Source organism: Caldithrix abyssi DSM 13497, from assembly GCF_001886815.1.
Lineage (GTDB): Bacteria > Calditrichota > Calditrichia > Calditrichales > Calditrichaceae > Caldithrix > Caldithrix abyssi.
The window spans coordinates 1,116,416-1,140,422 of the sequence record NZ_CP018099.1 but is presented as its reverse complement, the minus strand read 5'-3'; the positions used below and the strand labels follow the sequence as shown (position 1 = coordinate 1,140,422).

Here is a 24,007-nt window from a genome sequence, read left to right as displayed (position 1 = left end):
TAAATACTTCTAACTCCCGACCATCTTTGGTTCGTGCATAACCGTAATTAAATTTTTACTCGCTGTTGCGCTGCCACAGGTGTTTGGCAATCGAATTCATTTGCCTGCTTTTCCCAGCGCTCTTAACAACAGGGGATGCATTTTTTCTTTTTCCGCGGGTACCACCTGCGCATGGCGGATGCGGTAGGCCAATTCGATAGAAGTGCGTGCATCTTCGATACCATATCCGCCCCCGGCCAGGATATCGCGATAAACAACCGTGTGCAGATCTGTAAATCCGCCGGAAAATTCCATTTCCTCATTATCGATCAAAATACTGCGGTAAGTGCGCTGCCCGGCCTGCACTGCCTGCGGCGGCAAATCGTTTTTGTCCAGCGAAAGGAACCAGCGCACGTAAGCGCGTTCCAGTTCAATAAAACCGCCCACCTTCTTTCGATCCGAATGATGTACTTCCAGATGCTGCACTCTACCAAAAATCCAGCTCAACATGTCAAAAAAATGGATGCCAATATTGGTTGCCACGCCGCCCGATTTTTCGATGTTTCCCTTCCAACTATAAAAATACCACTTGCCGCGCGAAGTAATGTACGTTAAATCGATAGGATACTTTTTATCCGCGGGCGCTTTCAAAATCCGCTCGCGTAAGTCTTTAATGGTCTGATGCAATCGCAACTGCAACACATTGTACACCCGATGCCCTGTTTCCTCTTCCAGCTCGGCCAGGGCGTCTAAATTCCACGGATTGAGCACCAGCGGTTTTTCGCAAATGGCGTCGGCATCCACACGCAAGGCAAAGCGAATGTGGGCGTCGTGTAAGTAATTTGGTGAACAGATGCTTACGTAATGTATCTCATCGCCTTTGTTGATACGGCGCAATTTTTCCACATGGCGATCAAAACGTTCAAACTCAACAAAAAAATCAACATCATCAAAGTACGAATCCAGAATGCCAACCGAATCTGCAGGATCCGTTGCGCAGACCAATCGGTTTCCGGTTTCTTTAATGGCTTTTAAATGACGTGGAGCGATATAACCGGCGGCCCCTATAAGTGCAAAGTTTTTCATCTATCCTCCTGATGCCTTCCATACAAATGATTTCCGTTTAATCAAACTTTTTCAAATTTTGAAAATGATGCGTTTGACTTAAGAATCTAAAAATACATGCCTTTTGAATATAATGAATCACCTCAAAAATAACAAGCATTACGCACAGCGAATTTCAGCCTTTTTAGGATACTTCCTTCTAAAGATCTAGTACCTCCCTGGAGGCTGTTGCATGGGGGGGGGGAGGAATTAATGTTTATATTCTCCGATATTGATAATTTTTTCTCATTCTTAAACGTTGGGCAAAATATAGAATTAAAAATGCCAAAATATTCTTTGAAAATAAAATTAATAGATCATCTTTTTCTTGTGATGCTTTTATAAACGCTGCTAAACGTTTCCCTAACATATTTTTAAATAGAACATTAATATTATGCCCAATACACATTAACGTAAATTCACTACGAACATTATTAAGACCAGATAAGGAAAATCCACGATAGCCTAAATTATGCTTCAAATTACCAAAAACAGGTTCAACTGTCACCGAACGCTTCTTTAGTCGTTCCTGCGCCGCTGAAGTTTGTAACTTTTTCGCCATACGTTCGCAATAACTCTCATTAACTGAACGATGGATTTGCTTAACTTTCTTTTTACTGGAAATGCATAAATTAATTAAGGGACAGTCCTGACAATCATTGGAACGATATACGATCCGTTCGCTATTCCTCTCAACTGGAAAAAGCTTCTTACCCGCCGGACATTCATAGTAATCTCCCTGTTCATGATACACAAAATCACTTCGTTTTAGTTTTCTTTCTTCTTTTTGCAATTCTTCCTTGGAGGTCGGTGTCTCCTTTATCGAACGATTGGATAACTGGGGATCGGCTATTACGGCATCGATCTGCTTTTCTTCCAATTCTTTTAGGTCTGTGCTATTGTGATAACCGGAATCGGCCGTGTAAGATCGCTTATCATCTGAACCAAGATTCTTCTCTACTTGTTCTTGAATCGGTATGAATTGACCCTGGTCGTTGGGCTGGCTTACGACTTCATGAGCTACTATTAAATGACTGGACATATCTACGCCTAATTGTGCGTTATAGCCCGGTCCATCCACCGAAGGCATCATGCGGGCATCCGGCTCTTTTACATTTATTTGATGTCTTGAACGGTGTTCTGATTTGAGCTGTTTCTTACGCTCTTTCAATTGGGCTTTACGTTCTAATATCTCTTTCTCTAAGCGCTCAAGCCGTTCTTTCTCCGCTCGAAGAGTTTCTAAATCTAATTCATCCGTGGCCCCCTGTTCTACAAAATTACAGCGCTGCATGTATTGCTTGATCTCTGCTCTTAACTTCTCTATACGTTTGTCTAATTGATCCTCAGTGTAGCCATGACGCTTACTGCTGTGCGCTTTGATTTTCGTGCCATCTATGGCTATCTGGTTGAAACTACTTATGCCTTCGGCCTGGGCAATTAAAAGTATCTCTACAAAATATTGGTCTAATAAATCCAAATGTGCCTTGCGAAAACGACTTAATGTACTATGATCCGGATGCTGATTCCCAGTGATATAAATGTAGCGCGTATCATATTTACACAATTCCTCCAGCTTACGGGTGCTGGTAATGCCGTTACTATAAGCATAAAACCATAAGGCAAGCATCATGTCTGGGGCATAAGAATCACCGCCTTGTGAACTATAACGGGAATAAAGTGCACTTAAATCAAGGCGCGAAACCAACTCCACTACAAATCGACTCTTTGGATCGTCTCTGGCAAAATCTTCCACACTATAGCCAAAGAGATTCATTTGTGAGCGATTATAAGTAATAAAACTCATGGAATTCCTTTGTTATTACTTGTTTTATCTGTCGCCCAGAATTTACAAATTTTTTGAATTTTACTCAAACTGAATTTGCAACAGCCTCCCTGGCGGGATTTGAAAATTTTTGTGCTGCTGGATTGGTTGAATGGTTGATTAGTTGAATGGTTGAATGGCAACTGTCCACTTTCAGCGCTCCCTTCTCCCAGACTTTTATTCTTGGAAAAGGAGATCAAGAGGGGGAGGGCAACTGAAACTATTTTTAATTTTAAACATTCTTTGCGCCTTTGTGACTTCACTGTGTTCTCTGTGGTTGTTTTTATCCCTGCGAAAATGTTTTTGATCGCCGCCTCGCCGCCCTGGATAAAAAAGACGCGCTTCATGGGGAGATTTCTTGTTTCTACTCCTATTTTCCTTTATATTTGATAATTCACAAAACTACACTGGAGATTGCATGTTCGGCCTGGAAATTCTCGCTAAAATTCTCAAAATTTTACGCTCGGATGATACGCCGGCGCAAATTGCCGTGGGCTTTAGTCTGGGCATGATTTTGGGATTGACGCCGTTTTTCACGCTACACAATGTGTTGGTAATTTTAATCGTGATCATCTTTAAGGTGAATCTGGGCAGCGTCATTTTTTCGTTTGCCCTGTTTAGCGGTCTGGCTTATCTGTTAGATCCGCTTTTTCACAGCCTGGGTTATTTTCTGTTAGTGGATGTTCCCGCTTTACATGGGCTGTGGACTTTCTTTTATCAATTTCCGATTATTGCCCTGAGTCGCTACAACAACACTGTGGTAATGGGCAGCCTGGCCGTAAGCCTGCTTTTATTTTTGCCCGTGACATTTGGCGTTAAACTCTTTGTCATTTACTACCGCAAAACGCTCGACCCTAAAATTCAGCAGTTAAAAATTGTTCAGTTACTTAAATCAACTAAATTTTATGCGATTTACAAAAAAATACAGGCGGTGAGGCAGGGATGATACGCTGGAAAGGTGTTATTTTGTTAGCGGCGCTGGTCGTTTTGTTTTTAGCGCTCAGCATGATCTTTACCGATCGCTGGCTGGAAGCCAAACTGGAAGCAAGCGGCAGCGCCCTTGTGGGAGCCAGGGTTGAAATCGACGATCTCGATTTTTCATTTTTTGGTTCGCATCTAAAATTCAATGGATTGCGCGTGACCAATCCTCGCAACACCATGCGCAACCTTTTTGAAACAGGCGCCTGCGAGCTCAACTTTGAATTCTGGCCTTTGCTTTCTAAAAAAATCATTGTAGAAAACTTTCAGATAAGTGATTTTAAAACCAATACGCCTCGCCAGACGGACGGCGCGCTACCTGAAAAGCCGATTGGTAAAAAAAAGGCAGACAATATCATCAGTAAATCATTAAAACGCGTGGCGCAGAACATGGAACAAAACGCAGGTCTTTCATTAAGCGACGCTCGCGCTAAAATAAACGTCGATAGCCTGATCCGCCTGCTCCAGTTTGAATCGCCGCGCAAAATTGATTCGCTGCAAAAGGCGTTAAATCAATCTTTTGAAAAATGGAACAAAAAGTTAAAAAACGCCCGCTATGAGCAGGATTTTAAAGAACTCGAAGCGCAAATTAAAAAGCTTGATATTAAAAACATCAAAACCTTAAAAAGCCTGCAAAAAACGCTGAGCACATTGAATAGCGTAAAGAAAAAAACCGCCTTACTTTCCGACTCCATCCGCGCCACGGAAACCGCCCTGCAAAAAGAGTTGCAGAGTCTGCAAACCAGTGTGGCGCAGGTTGAGCGCTGGATTGAACAGGACTACCGACGGGCGCTTTCCAGAGCCCGTATTCCGGAAATTACGCGCCGTAATATCGGTCAACTGCTGTTCGGCAAAACTCTGATCCATCGCCTGGAAAATTATTTGAGCTACGTACAAACCGGCCGCCGTTATCTAACCCGATTGAAATCGGACGCGCCTAAAAAGGAAAATCCGCCGCGCTTTAAAGGCCAGGATATCTATTTTTACTCGCCCCATGGACGGCCCGATTTCTGGATCAGGCAAATACGCCTTTCCGGGCAAACGCACGACGACCTTCAGCTGGCCGGGCAAATTTTAGACATTGTTTCCGATCAGCGTTTTATCCACCGCCCGACGGTGATTAAAATTTCCGGGCAAAGCGCCGGCGACCGATCCTTCGTTTTAAATGGCAAACTGAACTATCTCAAGGATGTACCCCACGAAACATTTGATTTGCTTTATCAGGGATTTTCTTTGGACAACACGCAAATTAGCGACTCGCCTTATTTTCCTTTTACGGTAAAAAAAGGCCGCGGAACGCTAAAAGCACAATTGACGCTTAGCGGCGACACGGTAAAAACGGAAATCCGCTTTTTGGCCACAGGGCTCGAACTGACGCCCACTGCAAACCAAAAACTCAATTACGCCCAGCAATTGACGCTGGACGTTTTTCGCAGCCTTAAAACACTTACCATCAAAGCAAAAATCAGCGGACAGGCCGGTCGCTGGAAGATACAGCTAAATTCTAATGCGGACGAGGCGCTGGCCCGACGACTCAAAGAGAAATTAAGCGCCGAAGCGGAAAAGGCCAAAGCAAGATTGGAAGCCGAAATTAAAAAGAAAACCGATCCTTCTAAACAGCGGTTCTTAACTTTTGTCGCCCGCCACCAGAAAGAGCTGGAAAAACAATTGCAAAAATATGAAAGCGAATTGCGCAAAGTAGAAGCAGAATTAAAAAAACGGGAACACGAAATCAAACAACGCATCGAAAAAGAAAAGAAAAAAACAGGCAAAAATGTGCAAGAAAAATTGAAGAAGTTGTTTAAATGACACTAAATGAATTTCATGAATTATTAAACAAGCATTCCATCGTTGTTGGTTATTTTTCTACGGAATCGTGCAACGTTTGCAAGGTTTTGCGGCCACAGGTGCAGCAAATCTGCGAGCAATTCGACATTGTTCATTTCGAATATGTGGATATTGAAAAAGCCCCGGAATTGAGAGGCCAATTTCTGGTATTCAGCGTGCCGACCATTATTATTTTTGTGGATGGGCGCGAATATAAACGTCTTAACCGTTACATGTCGCTGCAGGATTTTGAAGATGAATTAAAGCGCATGGTTGCCTATTAAATCTCAACTGCGGCCGTGAGTAGGGGCGAAGGTTTTCCATCAGTATTTTTTCATTGGCCATGTTTTCTTTGCAAGCAATTTTTTACTCCACCGAGTCTTCTTGTCGCTCAAAATATTTAAAACCTTATTGTCCAGTAAATACTGCAAACTGCTCTTTTAGTTTATTCCAATATTTACTATATTTTCCCAGTTAAAATTAACAGGCCCAAAAGAATGGAAAAGAAAGACGACATCTATTCCCGCCCGCTGGAACAAATCAGCGGCTTCACCTTTGATGAGACGGTGGCGCGCGTCTTTTCGGATATGATTCGCCGCTCCGTGCCCGGTTACAACGAAATTTTACAGGGCATCAGCCTGCTTACGGCCTATCATGTTCAGCCCCATACGCGCTGTTACGACCTCGGGAGTTCGCTGGGGGCCGCCAGCCTGGCCATGAGCAACGGCATTACCAGGCCGGGCGTTCGGATTGTTGCGGTTGATAATTCGCCGGCCATGATCCGCGAAAGCAAGCAATATTTAAAAAACGCCAATACGCCCGTTCATTTAGTTTGCGCCGATTTTCGTCACATAAAGATTGTCAATGCCTCTGTGGTGGTTTTAAATTTCACCTTACAATTCCTTCCACCGGAAGAACGCTCCTCTGTCCTGCAAAAAATCTTTGAGGGCCTGACTTCCGGAGGCATCTTAATTATTTCCGAAAAAACCATCTTTGACGACAATGAAGAGCAGGCTTTTCAAGAAGCGCTCCACCTGGCTTTTAAAAAAGCGCACGGCTACAGCAACCTGGAAATCAGCCAGAAACGCAGCGCTCTGGAAAATGTGCTTGTGCCGGAACCTTTTAATACACACAAACGACGTTTGCTTACCCTTGGTTTTAGCAAATGTTACCAGTGGTACCAGAATTTAAATTTTATTTCCATGGTGGCTATTAAATGATCGACTACACCGCTTTTCTGGATTTGCTTACAGAGTTTGAAGAAATCCCCCGCGCCTGGAAAGACACGCTGGCGCAACAAATTAAACGGGCCTTACAGCCGGCAGGCAACCGGGACATCGCCGGGTGGGAAGAGATCATCGCCCATTTACCCTCCGCCCGCCCTTCGCAAATCGCTTTAAACAGAGCGGTAATTCAGATCGGGAAAAAAGACGATCTGGACGACCAGACCAGAGACCATCTTGAAAAATTGTTGCGACGCCTGCACCCCTGGCGCAAAGGGCCTCTTTCTTTTTTCGATATATTCATTGACACCGAATGGCGTTCCGATTGGAAATGGGAGCGCTTAAAAGACCATATCGAACCGCTGCGGCAACGTCTTGTTCTGGATGTGGGCAGCGGCAACGGATATTTTTGCTGGCGCATGCGCGGAGCCGGCGCACGGCTGGTCATCGGCATTGATCCTTATTTAAAATATGTGTACCAGTTTGCCGCCATGCAAAAATACATCAACGACCCGGCTGTACAGGTTTTGCCCCTGGGCATCGACGACCTACCTGAAAGCTTACAATGTTTTGACACGGTCTTTTCCATGGGCGTGCTTTACCACCGACGTTCTCCTTTTGATCATCTGTTCAAACTCAAAGGATTGCTTAAATCTGGCGGGCAACTGGTGCTGGAAACGCTGGTTATCGAAGGAGAAAACGGGCAGGTATTGGTGCCGCAAGGCCGCTACGCCAAAATGCGCAACGTCTGGTTTATTCCGTCTGCGCCTACCTTGCAAAACTGGCTAAAACGAGCGGGCTTTCATGATATTCGCTTGATTGATGTTAGCCTAACGACGACTGACGAACAGCGGTCAACAGATTGGATGCAATTCGAATCGTTGCCGGATTTTTTAAATCCCGCAGATAATAAATACACCATTGAAGGCTATCCGCGTCCCCGGCGCGCCATATTTCTTGCAAAACGTCCCTGAGTTCTATTCCATTTCGCCCACGAACTGCAGAACAACGCGCCGCTGACGACTGGTATTGTCAAAATCCAGAAGAATAATCTGCTGCCAGGTTCCCAAGACCAGCTGGCCGTCGATTACCGGAACGGTAAAGGATGTGCCGGTCAGGGTAGATCGCAGGTGGGCGTAACCGTTTCCATCGTGCCAGGTGTCGTCGTGATGGTAGCGGCGGTTCATGGGCGCAATCTTTTCCATCATCTCAGGAATATCCTGCAGCAATCCCGGTTCGTATTCGACGGTGCTGATGGCCGCAGTGGAACCGTTAATAAAAATTAAAAGTTGTCCCTCTTTAAGATGTTTTTCTTTGACAAATTGCCGCACCTGAGGCGTGATGTTGATAATATCGTTAAAGCCTTTGGTACGTACTTCTACCCAACCATGGCAAACAGAAACGGGCATCCGGCTTCCTCCGTCAAAATGTACATGAAGGTTGGCTGAATATAATTAAATAATGGACAGAAATCTAAAAATTTTAGCGGATCATTTTAAAAGTCTGGCCAGAATAATCCCCAGAATCAACCACAGGGGGATGGAAAAAATCAAAGCCCAGATGATGCCGTTAGCCGTTTTGAGAGAACTGGCCATCCCTTTGCGTTCCAGCGCCCGATTAATTTTAAGCCGCACCTCTTCAATATGAAACGGTTTGGTCAGATAATCGTAAGCGCCTTTTTTTATGGCATCAACGGCTGTTTCAATGGTGGGGTGCGCGGTAATCATGAGGAAGACAACCTTGCTATTCATCGCCTTTACGCGTTTCAAAAGCTCAATACCATCCATTTCTGGCATGTACAAATCGGACAGCACCACATCGATCCGCTCATTTTTGATGATCTCCAGCGCTTCTTTACCACTCGCGGCCACGTGTGGTACGTAATCGAGACTTTTTAAAACATTGTAAAGTGTATCCCGCACTTCTTGCTCGTCATCAACAACCAGGATATGTCTTGTTTCACTCATTGAATTTTACCCCATTCATTATTTTTCCCAATTACAGTTATCGGTTCATTTAGTAATAAGGTTTAATTTTTTTACGGACAATTTTTCTTCTTTTTTAAGTAAGGTAAGGTAATCTTCCATGGCCATCCATTCAAATTGTTTTAATAAACGCTCCAGTTTATTAAAGTTGCGTTTAATTCTTCCGTAATGGCGTAAACTTTGAAGCCTACCCAATGGCACGCGCGGCTGATCGGAATCGAACTCCCAGGGATGCATGTAAATAATGGCCGGGTGGCCTTCCCGATTAAATTTTTTAATGGCGTATTGCGTAAACCACAGGGGCAGCAACCGCAAATATCCTCCGCCGCCAAAGGGGATGTTTTTATTGCCAATACGGATGGTTGGCATGGGAAATTCAACAATAGGTTTGCCCCCTGCGCTTTCGAAGATAAAGGGCGTGCGGGGGGCGTGCGGCATGCCGTAACGATCGTGCCAGATAGGATAGATGGATGAATCGTACTCCAGATTGTTTTGAGCCAACACATCAAAAGCCCATAAGTTCTGCCCGGTGATGGAGAACGTCGGCGCGCGGAATCCTTTGACGCGCACACCGGCAATATCTTCCAATACACGTATGGACTTCTTCAGATCCTGGTCAAAACTATCCGGGCTCATCTTCGTCACCATGCGATGCGCATAGCTGTGAGAAGCGATCTCATGACCCGCGGCCACAATCTTTTTTACAATCTGAGGATTCTGTTCCGCCACCCAACCCAGAACAAAAAAGGTGGCGCGCGCCCGATGAACATCGAATGCTTCCAATAAGCGCTCGATTAACGGTTCGAGGCGCTTTTTTTGATCGGGCCAGGAATCCATTGGAAATTGATTTTGTAAAGCTTCGGGATGGAACCACTCTTCCACATCAACGGTCAATACATTTTTCATATTAAACAGATCTCAGCGTTAGTGATAGATTAAAAAGTTAGTTGCGGCGCGATTGTAATTTTACAAACGCCCGCGGCGACTGCCCTTTTCGGTTTTTAAATGAACGACTGTAACTGGACAGTTCACTATACCCTAACATCCTGGAAACCTTTTTTATTTCCAGCCCCCAGTCTAAAAATAATAAATTCTCGTAGTAATTCAAAACGCGCTGCATAAAACTACGAAAGGACTGGCCCGTTTCTGCCTTAAAAATCTGGCTGAAATAACTGGGCGTAATTTGTAAAAAATCGGCGATGTGGAAAATATCACACTTCTCAAACTCAGAGGTTTCGATGTATTGAAGCACCTTTTTCATCCTCTCGGACAAATTGTCGAAATCGATGCCCAGTTCTTTGTAGGGCAACCGACGCCAGTGCATTTTGAGCATGCGCTTAACCAGTTGCCTCAAATGCCATTTGCGTTCATCTCCGACAATCAAATAAAGATTTTTTTGCGGTAGCTCCCGCGCCATGTCGTCCAACATTAAGGAATGATTGTAAAAAACAAGGGGGAATTTGGGATACTGCTTACGATAGATTTCCAGCCTGGTTAATGTTTCCGAATTAAGCCGATTACTAATAAAAAAAAGCGCGTCGAAGGAAACGGTATTATTATTCCCGGACGACGGTTTTTGAACCAAAAGCTCCACCTCGCCAAACTCTGAAAAAACAGCGCGACACTCGTCCAACAAGAAGCGTTCATCAATATCCACAAGAATTTTGTACATAAACAGAGCTCATCTTGGTTAATTTAAACCAATTTTACATAGAAGTGAAGTTAATTATTGTGACTTATGCAACTTAATCGAATGATTTTTATTAAGAAATATTCACTGCGTGCGCCGGCCTGCACGCCTTTTGTTGCGCTACCGCAACACCACGCCGAAAAATAAATTTTTTATGACCAGAACATCCCTTACCTGAGCGATTATCCTTCAATTCAAAAAGAATAAACTGCGCCTGCAATTATTTGGACAATTGCCATCGCCGCGATCAATCTCCCCGTACATCAGCGCGGGAGCGACCATCGAGGCCTTTATTGAAAATTCTTCCCAAAAAAACTCAGCGAATAATGATCAATTTGCCCCGATAATTCTTTTTATCTGTTTTTATGTGATAAAAGTAGATGCCCGAACGAACTTCGTGTCCGGCTGTATTTTTTACATCCCAGCGAAAAACCGCTTCGTTAATCTCCTTTTTAAAAACCAGTTCGCCCAGCAAGTTTAATATGGTGATGGTAGCGTTACCGTTTAAATTGGTAAAATAGATGCCGTCTCCCGCATCGGGATCGCTTTTGCGGTATGGAATGGGGAAAACATTAACGCCCGTGACCGGTTTTCCTGTTGTAAAAACCGAATCCGGATTGACGATCACATTGCCATTTTCATCCAGCGAAACGATTCTGAAATGATAGGTCTGGTTGGGCTCCAGGTCTTTAAGCGTAACCTGGTGTACTCTGGTAAATTCCGCTTCCATTTCGCTGCGCTGCTCGAAGCTGTAATCCAGGCTGTATTCGATATAGTCCCGCGTGGGCATGCGCGAGTTCCAGCTAAAATAGATGACCGTTCCGCTGCCAAAGGAATTCACGTCTATTTTATCTTTTACGGTTTTTGCCAACACTCTGACCACAAAAATGGCAACCGCCTGCGCTCCGGCCCGGTCGGTTACTCTTAGCATAAACGTTTCGTTGCCGTGGAATCCCTGCGGGGCAAAAAACGTGGCGCGAAAACCGTTTTCGGTTAAATAATATCCGATGTAGCCATTGGGATTGTTTAACAACTCGATGTTTGCCAGGTCGTCGTAGCCGTCCGCATCATACAAATATTCTTTAAGATCAAAGGAATAATAGGTTCCGGCCAGCATGGTCTGGTCGGGAATGGTCTTCAATTCCGGCGGATCGTTTATCGGTCGCACATAGACTTTTAATGTGTCAAAATCAAAATAACCATCGGGATCGGTCGCCTTAAAGACGACTTCCTCTTCTCCCCACCAGTCTGGCGCCGGTTGCAGGGTCGCTTCTTTTGAGGTCTGATCCAGTTGAACGCTGACATTTTGCCCCGGGAGAATTTCCCAATTGATATTTTCTTTATCCGTGTCCGGATCATCGACCTTATCGCTCAGGCTCAGCTTGCGCCAACGATCTTCATCGATGTGAAGCGTATCCAGATTCACAATGCGCGGCGCCCGGGCCAGATTCTGCCGATAGACCAGCGTCTGAATACTGTCTGCCGCTCCGGCCGGATCCTGAACGATTAAAGTAATTTCCGCGCTGCCAAACCATTGTTCAGATACCTCAAACCAAATGGCCGCATCGTTGATGGTGACCTGAATGGAATCCACTTCCAGAAAGCGTAAATAAAGTTCATCCGACGAATTGTCCACGTCGCTGATGTAATTTTTATAGGCAATGCTTTTCGGATTCTGCTCCGACAGATCGACCACCGGAAAGCCTTTAAAAAACGGCGGATCGTTGACCGGCAAAACAGTTACCTTTACCAGAACGCTGTCGGCCTGCTGATCCGGATCGCTGACCTTAAGCCAGAACTGCTCTTCACCAAACCAGTCCGGTTTGCCGCCGACATGCAAGATTTTATTCTGATAATCAATGCTAACAACCGTGTTGGTATGGCCATGGGTTTGCCAGAACAAGTTCTGGATGGGCGTATCCGCATCCTGCACATATTTATTTAAATCAATGGATGTCGTTTCGTCTTCGTTGATGCGGATGTCGGGAAAGGCAGAAATGACAGGCGCTTTGACCTCTTTGCTTAAAACCTGAACGGTAATCGTATCCCGCGCAAAGGCATTGTTCGCATCCGCAACCTTTGCAATGATGTATTCAAATCCCGCCCAGTCCGCGGGCGTTATTATTGTAAGGCTTTGCGAACTCTGGTTGTATTCCAGCTCCAGATGCGGGTAGTTGGCAAACTCCCACCTTAAACTGGCGTTGTCATCATCAACATCGTACACATAATCATTCAGATTTATAGAGACGGAGGTGTCCTGGTTCAACTTAAAATTGGGCAGGCTGCTTAAAACAGGCGGATCGTTGACCGGAGTAACCACCACCTCAAACGACGTGCTGTCAGTGAGCTGTTTTTCGTCCTCTACCTCAACCTTAACCGTCGAACTGCCGAACCAGTCCTTTTCCGGAATAATGGTCAGCAAACTATCTTTTAGATGCAGGGTCAAATGATCGCCGTCCGAAACGGTAAATTTTAACTGGTCGGGCGCCGTGTCGCCATCGTCCGCAAACTGTAACAGGTTCAGCGTTAAGGGCGTATCTTCCGGTGTTGTTTGAGCGGGGATGGTATTCAGTTCGGGCGGCAGGCTTCCGTTTTTAGCCACAAAATAAATCGAAACTCTATCTTCAAAGCCATCCGGATCGGTGGCGGTTAAATCCATTCGATCCTGCCCGGCCCAGTTCGACGGCGTTACCACGGTTAGCAAGCCGGCGTTGTTATCCAGGGTTACCTGCAACTGATTATAACCGCTAACCTGCCAATGAATATCAGCGGGCGAATGGTCGGGGTCGTTTACATGATCGGCCAGGGTATAGCTGATGGTGGTATCCGGCGGACATTCCACCTGCTCGGGAAATTGCGTAATTTGCGGAATGGCGGCAGAAACTTGATCGGAAAAATCGCTGGCATTAAGCGACAAATCCACGGCTTTAATGGCGTAATAATACAGCGCGCCCTTTTGAATTCTGTAATCATTGTAAGTGGAATCGGGAAAGTAAACGCTGTCTATCTGCTGCAACTGGTTGGCGTTATTTCCCCGGAAGATGCGGTACATGTACATGTCGTCTTCTGTATTATTATCCCAGATCAACTGAAAATGACTGGTCTGGGCCTGTAAAATCGCGAAAAATAAATTAAAAGAAACAATGGTCAAAAGTATTTTGTTGATTTTCATCATTTAATTTCCACCGTTACAATCCGTGAAAAAGAGCTTTCTTTGCCGTCAATCACGCTGGTTACTGCGATATCGATCATGGTTTTTCTCTTTGGTTTTTTGATATTCAGCTCATGAGCCCACAAAAGACGCGGGGTGGCTTTAATCCATTTGCTGTCGTTGGTTTTGCGTAAATAGACGCGATAGCGGGCGCCGGGAACATCAGACCACTCCACCTTCAACGTATCGCCGTGTAAGTAGGCGTAAACACGCTGCGGCGGCCTTAAAACAAATGATGATTCGGCAGGCCCAAGCCCCCCTATTCGCATGTTTTTTACTTCGCCAAAACGAAAGCTAATCCCCACGCGATGCGTGTAGCCCAATTGCTGATGGTTGTAAAAGGTATAATCCAGCGAAAGGCTGGAATTAGGATTAAAACCGGCGCCAAAGGATGGCTGTAAATCTGAACGCTCTCCCAGCCATTTATTGCCAATTCTTAAAAAGGCAAAGCGGTTGTACGAAAATTCAAGGCCCGTAGCCAGGCGCCAGTTTTGATCCAGGGAGCGCACCCCTTCCACCGCAATTTTTAAATGCGCGGCCGGGATGGCATACCCGATTCCGAGACGATAGGTTAAGGGAATGGCTTCCTCTTGCTGGTCATAACGAATTTTATTGCCCAGATTTTGAACGGCGCCGCCCACCGTCAGACGCGGGATCAGGGTTTCCATTAAAAACCCAAAGTCCAGAGCCATGCCCGATCCGATATAGCCGGCCAGATCATCTCTGAAATATTTGACCCCCAACCCCATAAAAAAGGACGGATGAACCTTGTAAGCCACATTCAACTGGGCGATGGCGCTGCTTACGCTGATTTTTTCCGTTTCCTGCCCGAAACGATCTTTGCCCTGAATTTCCGGCATGCCCATGTAAGAGATGCCAATTCCAACGGCAAACTTTGGGTCCAGCTTAAACCCCAGACTCAGGTTCTGCATGCGCACATCTTCGAACCATTGCACATGGATTAAACTGATTTCATGTCTTTTCATTTGTACAAATGCGGCGGGATTGTAGTAGATGGCCTGCACGTCGTTGCCAATAGCGGAATAAGCGCCGGACAAAGCGGAAGCGCGCGGGCTTAATTCAGCACGCAAAAAAAGATTACTGGCCAGGCCGGCATAATTATCGCTTCTGCCGACGGCAACAAACATCAGCAGGCTCAAGCAAACGGTAACAAAGGATTTCAATCGCATTTTCCCTTACAACATTTTTTGTTCAATCATTACAATTTCCGTGCCATTAATGAAATCCTTTTCCATAGCGGCTGGAAAGCAGTTATGCCCTCCACAGCTCCGGCTCTTGTATAATTTTTTTACACCAATCTCAAAGCAATTTTGGTTAGCGAACGTCCATGTAACAACAAATTTGTGTAACTGGCATTGGCCAGCGGGCAGGCACACTCCCGATTTTTAATGCTCCTGCGAATCCGGTTCGCCGCCTCTCCATTCCAGATTTTCGGAAAATTGTAATCATGTTCGCGTAAATTTCCCATAGAATCCGCTCTGATGCAACAGGGCCACACCTCCCCGTCCGGCGAAATTTGACAGGAAGCCACGCCCGCATAACAGGGAATGACCTGTTGATGCGTCTGCAGGAACTGTTTAACCAGTTGATAGTATTCGATGCGGAAAGAACGCGCCACCCTGGCCAGTCCCTTCAACCGGCTGTTTTTCATTTCGCCAATCAAAAAATCGATGGCCGCGGTGTATTCATCAGCGTCCGGCGTAATGTCCAGCCCCATGGTTTCCAGCTCCACGCGTTCTTCGGCTATTTCCGTAATGTACGAATCCGGCTGCAAAGCGATGAGCTCTTTGTAAATTTCCGGAAAGCGCCGTACATTAAAAACCGATATCACGGTATGAATGCCCAGCGTCAAATTAGGATAGCGTTTCAATTTTTGCAATTCCTGATAGGTTTTAATCGCGCGTTCCCAGTTGCCCGGATAGCCGCGTATTTCATCGTGTTTTTCGCCAACCTCATCCAGCGACAGGTTGATGATCACATCCGATTCCGGGCAGGCGCGCAAAATTTCTTCCACGCGTTCCGGAATAATGCGATACAGACTGCCGTTGGTCGGGATATTGATAATGGCCGGTCTGGATCGTTGATAGATAACCCGGGCAATATCGACAATATCTTTGCGCAAAAAAGGCTCGCCCCCGCTTAGCGTAAACCAGAACGGCGCCTGCCCCACCGTGGCAAAAATCCTGTCGTATTCATCCGGCGTCAGATTATCCACCTTTTTTAAATACACGTTGCAGGTGGCGCAACGCGAATTACAGGAATAGAGCAAACTGAGCGTAAAGTTTACCGGCAATGGCGCTCTGCCCCTGGCAAAGGTATAAAATGCTCTGTACAAAGGCAACCTGGATAATAATTGAATTCTCTTTTTCAGCACAAACGTATTCCTTTACTTGAACGCCATCGCTTTTTTTGTTTTGTTCAATCCGAGGCTTTGCCCCTGTTTGGCGCGCCCACCATGGGCCTGCCCAGCCAGGGGTAAGCCAGAATTTTAATTTTATTCCAGCGCGAATATTTTACGCCAAAGGCAATAATCGACAAAATTTTAACCGGCAACAGTTTTCCGAAACGTTTACTGAAGATGATGATTTTAGCCAGCGCCATTTGCTTGCGTAATTCGCGTCCAAAGCGCTTTTTAATTTCCAGATCGTAAGCTTTCAACGCCCGGGCTGAAAAATCCCCGGACTTTAAGGCGTTTTGCACCACCGGCACACAGGCCTCGGCGGCTTCCATGGCATAGTTAATGCCGGCGCCAAACAAGGGGCTGACCATGCCCCCCGCATCGCCCAGCACCAGTTGCGAGTCATCGGACAGGCGGTTTAAAAGCCACATGGGAATGTAGCCGCCCTTTTTATCGACGATCGGGCGTCCCTTTAACAACGGCGCCGTTTGCGGAAAGATTCGTAAAAACTCAAATAGTTTTTGTTTTAAAGGCCGTTTTGCCAGTTCCGATAAAATGGCGCCCACGCCCACATTACTTTCCTTTTTGTAGGGGAAAATCCAGCCGTATCCCCAGCGGTAAAGGCGGGGCGAAAAATAGATGTGCGCTTCGTTCCGCGGTAGCGCCACGCCTTTTACCTCGTAAACCTGGGCATAGGCCCAGTATTTCTTTTTCAACTGCCGTTTAAAAAATGGATTTTGAAAGGCAACCGAATGCGGGCCATCCGCCAACAGGATAATCGAAGCCCTGACCTGCCACAAACGGTCGGAGCCCATTTCTTTCACAGTCGCCTCAACCTCGCCTGGTTTTTTAACCTCAAAGGAAATCACCTTCTGTCGATTCATCAGTACGGCGCCCGCTTTTTTGGCTTCCTGCGCCAGATGACGGTCAAAAATTCGGCGTTTAACCGTAACCTGATCGCAGTCATACGTCACATCGCCCCAGGGGAGATGAAAGATATTTTTGCGGATGCGCTGCTCAATAATCCGCTCATCACCCACAAAACGTTCAAAATACGAGCGGTCAAAAAGTCCGCCACAGGCCTTGGTTTTACCGGCGTAATCGTCTTTTTCCAGGAGTAAAACAGAAATCCCTTTTTGAGCTAACAGGCGGGCGGCAAGGGAACCGGCAATGCCTGCCCCTACAACAATCACCTCAAACGTTTGCTTTTCTGCCTTCTCCATGGCCTTTGTTTATCTTACCAGCGTTAAAAATCTTGACAGACTGAAATTCTGGCCTTTCAAAACACAAATATATTTGCCGGAAGGCACGCTCTGGCCTCCGCTATTTTTACCGTCCCATCGAATACGATATTGACCGTCGCTTAAACTTCCTTCAAACAGAGCGCGCACCAGGCGCCCTCGCACATCAAAGATCATCACCCTTACCGTCTGCGCGGCCTCGGCGGTCAACGCCGGCAATTCAAACACAATGGTCGTGCCGCTGTTAAAGGGATTGGGAAAGTTGTTCAAAAGCCGGGGAGCTTCCGGCTGTTGGCCGTTGACCACTCTGGTTAAACCGAACGGCACAAAATGCGCGGACAATCGACCAACCTCGCTGCGTCGGCCGCTGTAATCGACCTGAATCAGGGTGTAGTAGTAGGTGTTTCCGGGCAATACGTCCTCATCCAGATAGCCATAAGTTTTTCCAACGCCGGAATTTCCCAGGCCCTGTAGCGCATCTTCAAATTCAAAAGAAATCACCAGTCGGCGTACCGTGTCCACGTCTTCCGACCGCCAAAGTTCAAAGCCCAGATTTTCGATTTCACTCTCCGTTTTCCAGGTCAACCAGATGCCGGTTTCTTGTTTGCTGAATTCAAAGCCGCTTAGCGTAACAGGCAGTGAATTATCGCTGGAAACCGAGCCCAGAGTAAACCGGGCAAAATTGTGCAGTTGTCCGGCAATGCCGCTAACCGTAATGGCGTTGTTCAGGGCATCAACGGACTGCGACGTTCCGGCCAGAATCCACTGATCATTGTTTTCGTCCCAGTAGCAAATTCTCAGATCGGCCTCATTGGAGATAGCCGACCACTCGGCGATGCCATCGTAAGAGAATTCGATGCTTCCGTCGTAGGTGGCGGCCAGAGTGCGAATGGTGTAAAAGCCCTTTTGCGCGATATGGTGCACGCCGCCGCCCACCAGATTTTTATTAGCATTACTGCCGTGGTTGAAAAAAACGGACGTTAGGCCGCCCGTAAATCCGTTCTGGAAGTCGATCAGTACGGCGCCGCTGTAAAAGCTGGCAGGCGGCGGATCGCCGCTGGCGATGGTTTGTTCTTCGGCCTGATTATTTTCCCACCAGGCCAGCTGCCCCGCAATGGTGTTTCCGCTTTCAACGGCATTCTGCGCGGTGCCCACCACATCCACATCGCCGTCGCCATCCAGATCGGCCGGCGTCACAAAGTAGGCATAGGTAAAGGCGTTGTCAATGGTGTGCTCGGTAAAGTTTTGCGAGCCGTCATTCTCGAACCAGACCACCAGGTTGTCGTCGTCGGCGCAGGCCAGCAGATCCAGGTCATCGTCGCCGTCCAGGTCCACCGCCTGCACATTGCGCGCATGGTTAAAGGCGGTGCGGATGGTGTACAGACTGGCGCCGAATTGGCCGCTGCCGTCGTTTGCCCACCAATCGATGGTTTGCGCTTTGTAGCCGGCGCCAATCAAATCGGCGTCTCCGTCGCCATCCAGATCGGCAGCCCGGGCGTCGTTCCCGCCGTACGAGGTTTTGATGACTTCCTGCTGGGTAAAAACATTGGTTGAGGTTTGCGCCCACCAGCGCACATCTTCATCGACCAGGGGCGAGGCGCTAAAATAATCCGTCCAGGCCATGGCGGCCACATCGTAAACCGCATCGCCGTTAAAATCAGCCACGGCAATGCCGGCGGGCGAAGGGTAATTAATAATCAGGTGTTCGCTAAAAACGGGCGGATCGGCGCCGTTGTTCTCCAGCCAGCGGACATAATCGTCCGCGCTACTGCCACCGGCCGCAGCGTCGCCCATGCCATCCACAATGTCCAGGTCCGAATCGCCGTCAAAATCAAGGATGCGCACAATGTAGTTAAACGGGGCGAGGCTTCCCGGATGGTATTTTTTCCATGGATTGTCGTAGGCGCCGGCGGGATTTTTGTACCAGGCCAGGGCGCTGTCGGCATTGGCGTTGCCCACTGCCACATCAGGATAGCCGTCGCCGTTCAAATCGCCGACCGCCAGGCCGCGCGCCGTTCGGAAATTGGCGTCGATGGTCTTTACGCTAAAAACATTGCTGCCGTCGTTCAGATACAGCGCCACGTTTAAACCGTTCGGGTCTTCGATCCCGCTGCTTCCCTCCGGATTGGCGGTGCACACAATGTCTTTATCGCCGTCGAGATCAATATCGACCACGGCATTTTTTTTGGCTTTTTCAAGATTGTCGTCAATCACCGTTTTGCCCGAAAAAGTGACGGTCTGCCCCCACAACAGAAATACGCTCAGGCCTGTGCTTAAAATGGTTCTGTTAAACCATGAAAAATAAAAATTTTGCCTCCGCCGCAACCTTCCTCCGAATGTTTTTACAATTTTAATGATCCTCCGCAGCCAATTATTCCCGGGCTTAACGGATGAGAAGGATTTTTCCCTGCACGACCTCAGCGCCCACCGAAAGGCGGTAAAAATACCAGCCAGAACTGATGGCGCGGTTGCGATGGTTGTTGCCGTTCCACAAAAAGCGATAAGCGCCGGCGGGTAAATATCCTTCGTAAATGGTCTTAACCTGCTGCCCCAGCAGATTGTAAATGCTCAAACGCACGTTTTGCAATCTGGCTTGCGCTGCCTGCGGCACGGTAAAATGAATCCACGTCTGGCTGTTAAAAGGATTGGGATAGGCCCGGTGCTCAATTTTTACCGGCACGAGCGGAGCTGGATCATTGCCGACAATACTTGGCCCTGTGGAAAGGCACAGAGTAAATTGGGCGTATTTATGAAATTCTGCGGAAATATCGAGCACAGAAATCTCATTTTTTGTCGTATCCACCGCCTGGCCGCCATTGCCCGCCAGTTGCCAAATTGCCAGAGAATCATTCCAGTAGCAGATGCGCAACCGGCCTTCATCGATGTTTCGCAAACTCTGCCACTCGGCAATGCTGTCGTATTTGAACACGGCGGTGGCCGAATAAAAAGCGGCATGGGAAACAATGGTGTACAACCCGGCGCCAGCCACGCGTTCGATTCCGGCGGCCATCTGCAGGGAATCGGGATTTTTACCGTGGTTAAAGTGCGCCGAAGTCATGCCGCCCGGAAAGGACGGGTCGTATTTAATTAACAATTGATTCTGATTAAAGCGCAATGTATCCGGGGCGCCGGCGGCGGCAATTAATTCTTCTGCCTGACCGTTTTCCCACCAGGCCAGCACGCCGGCATCCTGCGCCGTTCCGATCACATCCTGGTCGCCGTCACCGTCCAGGTCAAAAATGTGGACAAAATAGGCATAGGTAAAAGCGCTGTCCAGCACGTGTCTGGTAAAATTTAACAAACCGTCGTTTTCGTACCAGACGATCTTGTTTTCCAGGTCAATGGTCAGGGCAATGTCCATGTCGCCGTCGCTGTCCACATCCTGCACGGAGACATGACGCGGATAGGCGAGATTCTGATCAATCGTAAGGCGCGTGGCAAAAGTTCCTGTTCCGTCGTTAAGCCACAAATCGAGCGTACGCGCTTTGTAACCGGCAGCCACCAGGTCCGGGTAGCCGTCGTCGTTCATGTCCGCCGCCTGCAGATCGTTACCGCCGTAGCTATCGATAATTTCCTGCATTTCCAGAAAGGTGGTGTCGGTTTGCTGCGCCCACCATTTAAAATTTTCTCCGGCTGCCGGGATAAGCGAGGCGTAATTAATCCAGCTAAGGCCCGCCACATCCTGCAGACCGTCCCGGTCATAATCGGCAACCGCCATGGCCGAAGGCGACGAGGTCTGAACAATTAATTTGTGCTGGAACGACAACTGATTTAGAGAGGATGTATTTTTCAAAAAACGAATGGAATCAATTACGATGCCGCTATTGGCGCTGCCGAAATTCGCGTCGTCGCCAAAGCCATCCACAATGTCCAGCCGACCGTCCTGATCCAGATCGACCATCAGAATTTCGTAGTGATTGGGAGCGGGGCCCTGCACGGCAATTCGTTGCCAGGTTCCCACATCGGGCGTGGAATCGTTTTTGTAGATCATCAGGGGGCTGGAATCCGACCGTGAACCGGCCGCCACCTCCGGCCAGCCGTCGCCATTCAAATCGCCCACGGCCAGTCCTCGTGCGCCGGCCAGCTTGTAATCGATGACGTGCGCTTCAAATATTTCATCGCCCGTATTTTTTAACCACAGCACGTTTGCCAGGGTCGAATCCTCGCTGCCGTTGCTTTCCGGATTGGCCGTCAGCGCAATGTCCATATCTCTGTTGGCGTCAAGATCCAGATTGGCAATGGCCAGCTTTTTGATGCCGATTAACGTATCGAGCACCACGTGCTTTTGCCAGGTTAGCGGATCATTCTGCGCCCATAAGCTCAAGGGCAACACCAATGCAATTAAAAATCTTTTCATCTATTAAACAACCCCGTTTATTATTAAAATTCTTCCTCCCTCAACTCCATCGCGCATTTTAGCGGAGCTGGTCGGCCTTTTATGGGATAAATTAAAAATCTCTTTTTTTCATGAAACCAGCGCCTTATTCCAATATCGAAAATTGCTCTGAGAAAGCCATGACCGCAATCACTTCTTTTCCCGCTTTTAAGTTTACGTTCAGGGAATCGACCTGCCTTTTGTGCAATATCCCGGACTTTCGCGGTAAAAGAAAAACACCGTTTACTTGCGGCTAACAAACATAACCGGAAAACGCCCTGGCCATTTTCCCATCCGCTAAAAATCGTTCACGCCAATCCGGAACCATGCCAGCATTACCTTTATAATCGGATTTTACGGCATTAGTTTACCAAAATGTTTTTCGCAACTTTAAAAATTAGCCAGCGCCGTTCTACGATCATTTTGAATTCATTATGCGCCGCAGGTATGAAAACAAAGAGCGATCGATTAAAAGAACGGAGACCACGTACAGCAAACCGGCCAGCCCGACGATTAAAAGCAGGCGTAACAGCATACTACTGTCCGATAAAATCTGCGTCTTAAGCGCCCACACCGGAATGGCCATCAGCACGCTGCCCAAAAGGGGGGCGCGGGCCGTTTTAATCCATTGCTTCAACGAGAATTTCATCATCTTTAAACTGGAAAGTAAAAAGACGAGCATAAAGCTAAAGATAAGCAAGGCCACGCTGCTTACAACCGCCTGCAAACCGGCAGCGTACACCAACGACAAAACAATTAAAAGAGAAACAAAATAAGCAAGATTCATTTTCAATTCGGTTTGCGGCCGACCTTTAGCCAGAAAGACAACGCTGCTTAGTGTCCACAATGAGCGGGAAAGGCCCACAATGGTTAAGATTTGCAAAACGGGAATCAGCGGTTGCCAGTTCGGGCCGTAAAAAATATTGACGAACTCCGGCGCCACCAGAGCCATACATGCAAAGATGGGCAATACCGCCAGCAGCATACCGCGTAAGGTTTCCTGATAAAAATAATTAAACTCTTGCGGGTTATCCTGCACCTTGGAAAAGGTGGGGAACATGACGCGCAAAATATTTTTGGAAATGCGCTGCACGGGGAAATCTACCAATTGATAGCCGACAGAATAAAAGCCCAGCGCGCTTTCGCCCAGCCAGCGGCCGATGACAATATTGGGCAGGTTGACATTGAGGTAACCGGTAATGCGCGTTACAAACACCGTTGCGCCAAAGCCGGTGAGTTCTGCCAGTGTGGACCTGGACAGCACCGGGGCGTACCATTCTTTTAGAACCAGTAAAAAGGCCGCGGTCAGCACCAATTCCTGCCCGATGATGGCCGCCACAAAACTCCAGACGCCCGCGCCATTCAGGGCAAGCGCAATGGCAATGGCTCCGTAAACGAGCACAGAAATTAACTGCAACACGCCCATCGCCCTGAAGCGCAATTGTTTGGTTAAGCGGATGGCGGCCACGCCGCGCAGGGCATACAGAAAAAAGATAACGCTCAGCCAGCGCAAGATGGAAATCAGCTGTTCGTTTTTGAAGAAACGAGCCGCCAGCGGAGCCGCGCTAAACACCGCCGTGTAAAAGACAATCGCTAATAGTAAAAACACGCTAAAGGCGGTCTGGTAGTGGCGCGCTTCGAGGTCTTTTTTTTGAATCAACGGCACGCTTAAGCCCATGTCAAACAGAACATAGGCTAACTGCGTAAAAATGAGCGCCATGCCAATCAAACCGAAATCGGCGGGCATAAGCAGGCGAGCCAGCACAAATATGGTCACTAACTGAATGCCGCGGGCCAGAATTTCCGTGCCGATTTGCCACTTAACCCCGCGAACGGATTTTTGCTGAAGTGTGCGTTCCTGCAAGTTGCCGACTTTCCTATGGTTTCTTTTTTTTCAGCTTAAGGGCAATGCCTCTTATTTCCATGCCCCGGTTGCAGCAATTCCCTGGTCCGTTAAACAAACGTTGCGCAACGAACGGGTTTGAATTTTAAAGCTGCAAGATTGTATTTTTTTCTAATTTGCGTTAAAATTTTTTCAAAATCAAATGGAGAAAACAATGGCCGTTCAAAGCGATGGCATTGAGTACGAGAGTGGAGTCATTTGCCTGCCGATCCATTCCGGCGCAGAATTCTATTTCTGGGGCTGTCTCAAA

The 24,007-nt window shown here is 47.4% G+C and carries 19 protein-coding genes; 5 read left to right on the top strand and 14 right to left on the bottom strand.

The annotated features are described in order from the left end of the window. Positions 1 to 96: 96 nt before the first annotated feature. The 3 genes from Cabys_RS04575 to Cabys_RS04565 form a co-directional block, all read right to left on the bottom strand. Positions 97 to 1,065: a Gfo/Idh/MocA family oxidoreductase gene (locus Cabys_RS04575; RefSeq protein ID WP_006928980.1), complete on the bottom strand. Its 969-nt coding sequence runs from the start codon at positions 1,063 to 1,065 to the stop codon at positions 97 to 99. A gap of 235 nt (positions 1,066 to 1,300) precedes the next feature. Continuing rightward, positions 1,301 to 2,887, bottom strand: coding sequence for an IS1182 family transposase (locus Cabys_RS04570; protein ID WP_006928979.1), 1,587 nt, complete (start codon positions 2,885 to 2,887; stop codon positions 1,301 to 1,303). Continuing rightward, complete coding sequence (locus tag Cabys_RS04565) at positions 2,884 to 3,252, bottom strand: hypothetical protein (RefSeq protein ID WP_044281196.1); 369 nt, start codon at positions 3,250 to 3,252, stop codon at positions 2,884 to 2,886. The genes Cabys_RS04570 and Cabys_RS04565 overlap by 4 nt, the downstream gene beginning before the upstream one ends. 71 nt (positions 3,253 to 3,323) lie before the next feature. On the opposite strand from Cabys_RS04565, the gene Cabys_RS04560 reads away from it, so the two are divergent. From Cabys_RS04560 to cmoB, 5 genes are all read left to right on the top strand, one after another. After that, positions 3,324 to 3,851 carry a TIGR03546 family protein gene (locus Cabys_RS04560; protein WP_006928978.1) on the top strand — a complete coding sequence of 176 codons (528 nt, stop codon included), beginning with the start codon at positions 3,324 to 3,326 and terminating at the stop codon, positions 3,849 to 3,851. Then, positions 3,848 to 5,692, top strand: coding sequence for a TIGR03545 family protein (locus tag Cabys_RS04555; RefSeq protein ID WP_006928977.1), 1,845 nt, complete (start codon positions 3,848 to 3,850; stop codon positions 5,690 to 5,692). Before Cabys_RS04560 ends, Cabys_RS04555 begins: the two co-directional genes overlap by 4 nt. Next, positions 5,689 to 5,994 (top strand): thioredoxin family protein, encoded by a 306-nt coding sequence (locus tag Cabys_RS04550; RefSeq protein ID WP_006928976.1) that lies wholly within the window; start codon positions 5,689 to 5,691, stop codon positions 5,992 to 5,994. The genes Cabys_RS04555 and Cabys_RS04550 overlap by 4 nt, the downstream gene beginning before the upstream one ends. Positions 5,995 to 6,207: 213 nt before the next feature. After that, positions 6,208 to 6,930 carry a carboxy-S-adenosyl-L-methionine synthase CmoA gene (cmoA, locus tag Cabys_RS04545; RefSeq protein WP_006928975.1) on the top strand — a complete coding sequence of 241 codons (723 nt, stop codon included), beginning with the start codon at positions 6,208 to 6,210 and terminating at the stop codon, positions 6,928 to 6,930. Further along, a complete protein-coding gene (gene cmoB / locus Cabys_RS04540; protein WP_006928974.1) occupies positions 6,927 to 7,907 on the top strand; it encodes a tRNA 5-methoxyuridine(34)/uridine 5-oxyacetic acid(34) synthase CmoB in 981 nt (326 codons plus the stop codon). The genes cmoA and cmoB overlap by 4 nt, the downstream gene beginning before the upstream one ends. A 3-nt stretch (positions 7,908 to 7,910) precedes the next feature. Here cmoB and Cabys_RS04535 read toward each other — a convergent pair whose 3' ends face one another. The 11 genes from Cabys_RS04535 to Cabys_RS04485 all read right to left on the bottom strand — a co-directional run bounded on the left by Cabys_RS04535 (position 7,911) and on the right by Cabys_RS04485 (position 23,718). Continuing rightward, complete coding sequence (locus Cabys_RS04535) at positions 7,911 to 8,342, bottom strand: secondary thiamine-phosphate synthase enzyme YjbQ (protein WP_006928973.1); 432 nt, start codon at positions 8,340 to 8,342, stop codon at positions 7,911 to 7,913. An 81-nt stretch (positions 8,343 to 8,423) separates the two neighbouring features. Further along, positions 8,424 to 8,900, bottom strand: a complete 477-nt coding sequence (locus Cabys_RS04530; protein ID WP_006928972.1) for a sigma-54-dependent transcriptional regulator — start codon at positions 8,898 to 8,900, stop codon at positions 8,424 to 8,426. A 45-nt stretch (positions 8,901 to 8,945) separates the two neighbouring features. Continuing rightward, positions 8,946 to 9,824 carry an XrtA system polysaccharide deacetylase gene (locus Cabys_RS04525; RefSeq protein WP_006928971.1) on the bottom strand — a complete coding sequence of 293 codons (879 nt, stop codon included), beginning with the start codon at positions 9,822 to 9,824 and terminating at the stop codon, positions 8,946 to 8,948. A 37-nt stretch (positions 9,825 to 9,861) separates the two neighbouring features. Beyond that, positions 9,862 to 10,590, bottom strand: a complete 729-nt coding sequence (locus tag Cabys_RS04520) for a helix-turn-helix domain-containing protein (RefSeq protein WP_006928970.1) — start codon at positions 10,588 to 10,590, stop codon at positions 9,862 to 9,864. Positions 10,591 to 10,924: 334 nt separating this feature from the next. Then, the gene (locus Cabys_RS04515) at positions 10,925 to 13,783 is read right to left on the bottom strand and encodes an Ig-like domain-containing protein (RefSeq protein ID WP_006928969.1); all 2,859 of its coding nucleotides are present in this window, start codon (positions 13,781 to 13,783) and stop codon (positions 10,925 to 10,927) included. Further along, entirely contained in the window at positions 13,780 to 15,003 is a 1,224-nt protein-coding gene (locus tag Cabys_RS04510) for a PorV/PorQ family protein (protein ID WP_044281194.1), read from the bottom strand. The genes Cabys_RS04515 and Cabys_RS04510 overlap by 4 nt, the downstream gene beginning before the upstream one ends. A 125-nt stretch (positions 15,004 to 15,128) precedes the next feature. Continuing rightward, positions 15,129 to 16,214 carry a radical SAM protein gene (locus Cabys_RS04505; RefSeq protein ID WP_006928967.1) on the bottom strand — a complete coding sequence of 362 codons (1,086 nt, stop codon included), beginning with the start codon at positions 16,212 to 16,214 and terminating at the stop codon, positions 15,129 to 15,131. Between the two features lie 44 nt (positions 16,215 to 16,258). Further along, positions 16,259 to 17,461, bottom strand: a complete 1,203-nt coding sequence (locus Cabys_RS04500) for an NAD(P)/FAD-dependent oxidoreductase (protein WP_006928966.1) — start codon at positions 17,459 to 17,461, stop codon at positions 16,259 to 16,261. A gap of 9 nt (positions 17,462 to 17,470) precedes the next feature. After that, positions 17,471 to 19,804 carry an FG-GAP-like repeat-containing protein gene (locus tag Cabys_RS04495; RefSeq protein WP_006928965.1) on the bottom strand — a complete coding sequence of 778 codons (2,334 nt, stop codon included), beginning with the start codon at positions 19,802 to 19,804 and terminating at the stop codon, positions 17,471 to 17,473. Between the two features lie 58 nt (positions 19,805 to 19,862). After that, entirely contained in the window at positions 19,863 to 21,836 is a 1,974-nt protein-coding gene (locus Cabys_RS04490) for a T9SS type A sorting domain-containing protein (RefSeq protein WP_006928964.1), read from the bottom strand. Positions 21,837 to 22,272: 436 nt separating this feature from the next. Beyond that, the gene (locus tag Cabys_RS04485) at positions 22,273 to 23,718 is read right to left on the bottom strand and encodes a lipopolysaccharide biosynthesis protein (RefSeq protein ID WP_006928963.1); all 1,446 of its coding nucleotides are present in this window, start codon (positions 23,716 to 23,718) and stop codon (positions 22,273 to 22,275) included. Positions 23,719 to 24,007 lie beyond the last annotated feature (289 nt).

Excerpts from the sequence above, each read along its gene's own strand:
- Cabys_RS04575 (WP_006928980.1), bottom strand. The coding sequence starts at position 1,065 with ATGAAAAACTTTGCACTTATAGGGGCCGCCGGTTATATCGCTCCACGT.
- Cabys_RS04570 (WP_006928979.1), bottom strand. The coding sequence starts at position 2,887 with ATGAGTTTTATTACTTATAATCGCTCACAAATGAATCTCTTTGGCTAT.
- Cabys_RS04565 (WP_044281196.1), bottom strand. The coding sequence starts at position 3,252 with ATGAAGCGCGTCTTTTTTATCCAGGGCGGCGAGGCGGCGATCAAAAAC.
- Cabys_RS04560 (WP_006928978.1), top strand. The coding sequence starts at position 3,324 with ATGTTCGGCCTGGAAATTCTCGCTAAAATTCTCAAAATTTTACGCTCG.
- Cabys_RS04555 (WP_006928977.1), top strand. The coding sequence starts at position 3,848 with ATGATACGCTGGAAAGGTGTTATTTTGTTAGCGGCGCTGGTCGTTTTG.
- Cabys_RS04550 (WP_006928976.1), top strand. The coding sequence starts at position 5,689 with ATGACACTAAATGAATTTCATGAATTATTAAACAAGCATTCCATCGTT.
- cmoA (WP_006928975.1), top strand. The coding sequence starts at position 6,208 with ATGGAAAAGAAAGACGACATCTATTCCCGCCCGCTGGAACAAATCAGC.
- cmoB (WP_006928974.1), top strand. The coding sequence starts at position 6,927 with ATGATCGACTACACCGCTTTTCTGGATTTGCTTACAGAGTTTGAAGAA.
- Cabys_RS04535 (WP_006928973.1), bottom strand. The coding sequence starts at position 8,342 with ATGCCCGTTTCTGTTTGCCATGGTTGGGTAGAAGTACGTACCAAAGGC.
- Cabys_RS04530 (WP_006928972.1), bottom strand. The coding sequence starts at position 8,900 with ATGAGTGAAACAAGACATATCCTGGTTGTTGATGACGAGCAAGAAGTG.
- Cabys_RS04525 (WP_006928971.1), bottom strand. The coding sequence starts at position 9,824 with ATGAAAAATGTATTGACCGTTGATGTGGAAGAGTGGTTCCATCCCGAA.
- Cabys_RS04520 (WP_006928970.1), bottom strand. The coding sequence starts at position 10,590 with ATGTACAAAATTCTTGTGGATATTGATGAACGCTTCTTGTTGGACGAG.
- Cabys_RS04515 (WP_006928969.1), bottom strand. The coding sequence starts at position 13,783 with ATGATGAAAATCAACAAAATACTTTTGACCATTGTTTCTTTTAATTTA.
- Cabys_RS04500 (WP_006928966.1), bottom strand. The coding sequence starts at position 17,461 with ATGGAGAAGGCAGAAAAGCAAACGTTTGAGGTGATTGTTGTAGGGGCA.
- Cabys_RS04490 (WP_006928964.1), bottom strand. The coding sequence starts at position 21,836 with ATGAAAAGATTTTTAATTGCATTGGTGTTGCCCTTGAGCTTATGGGCG.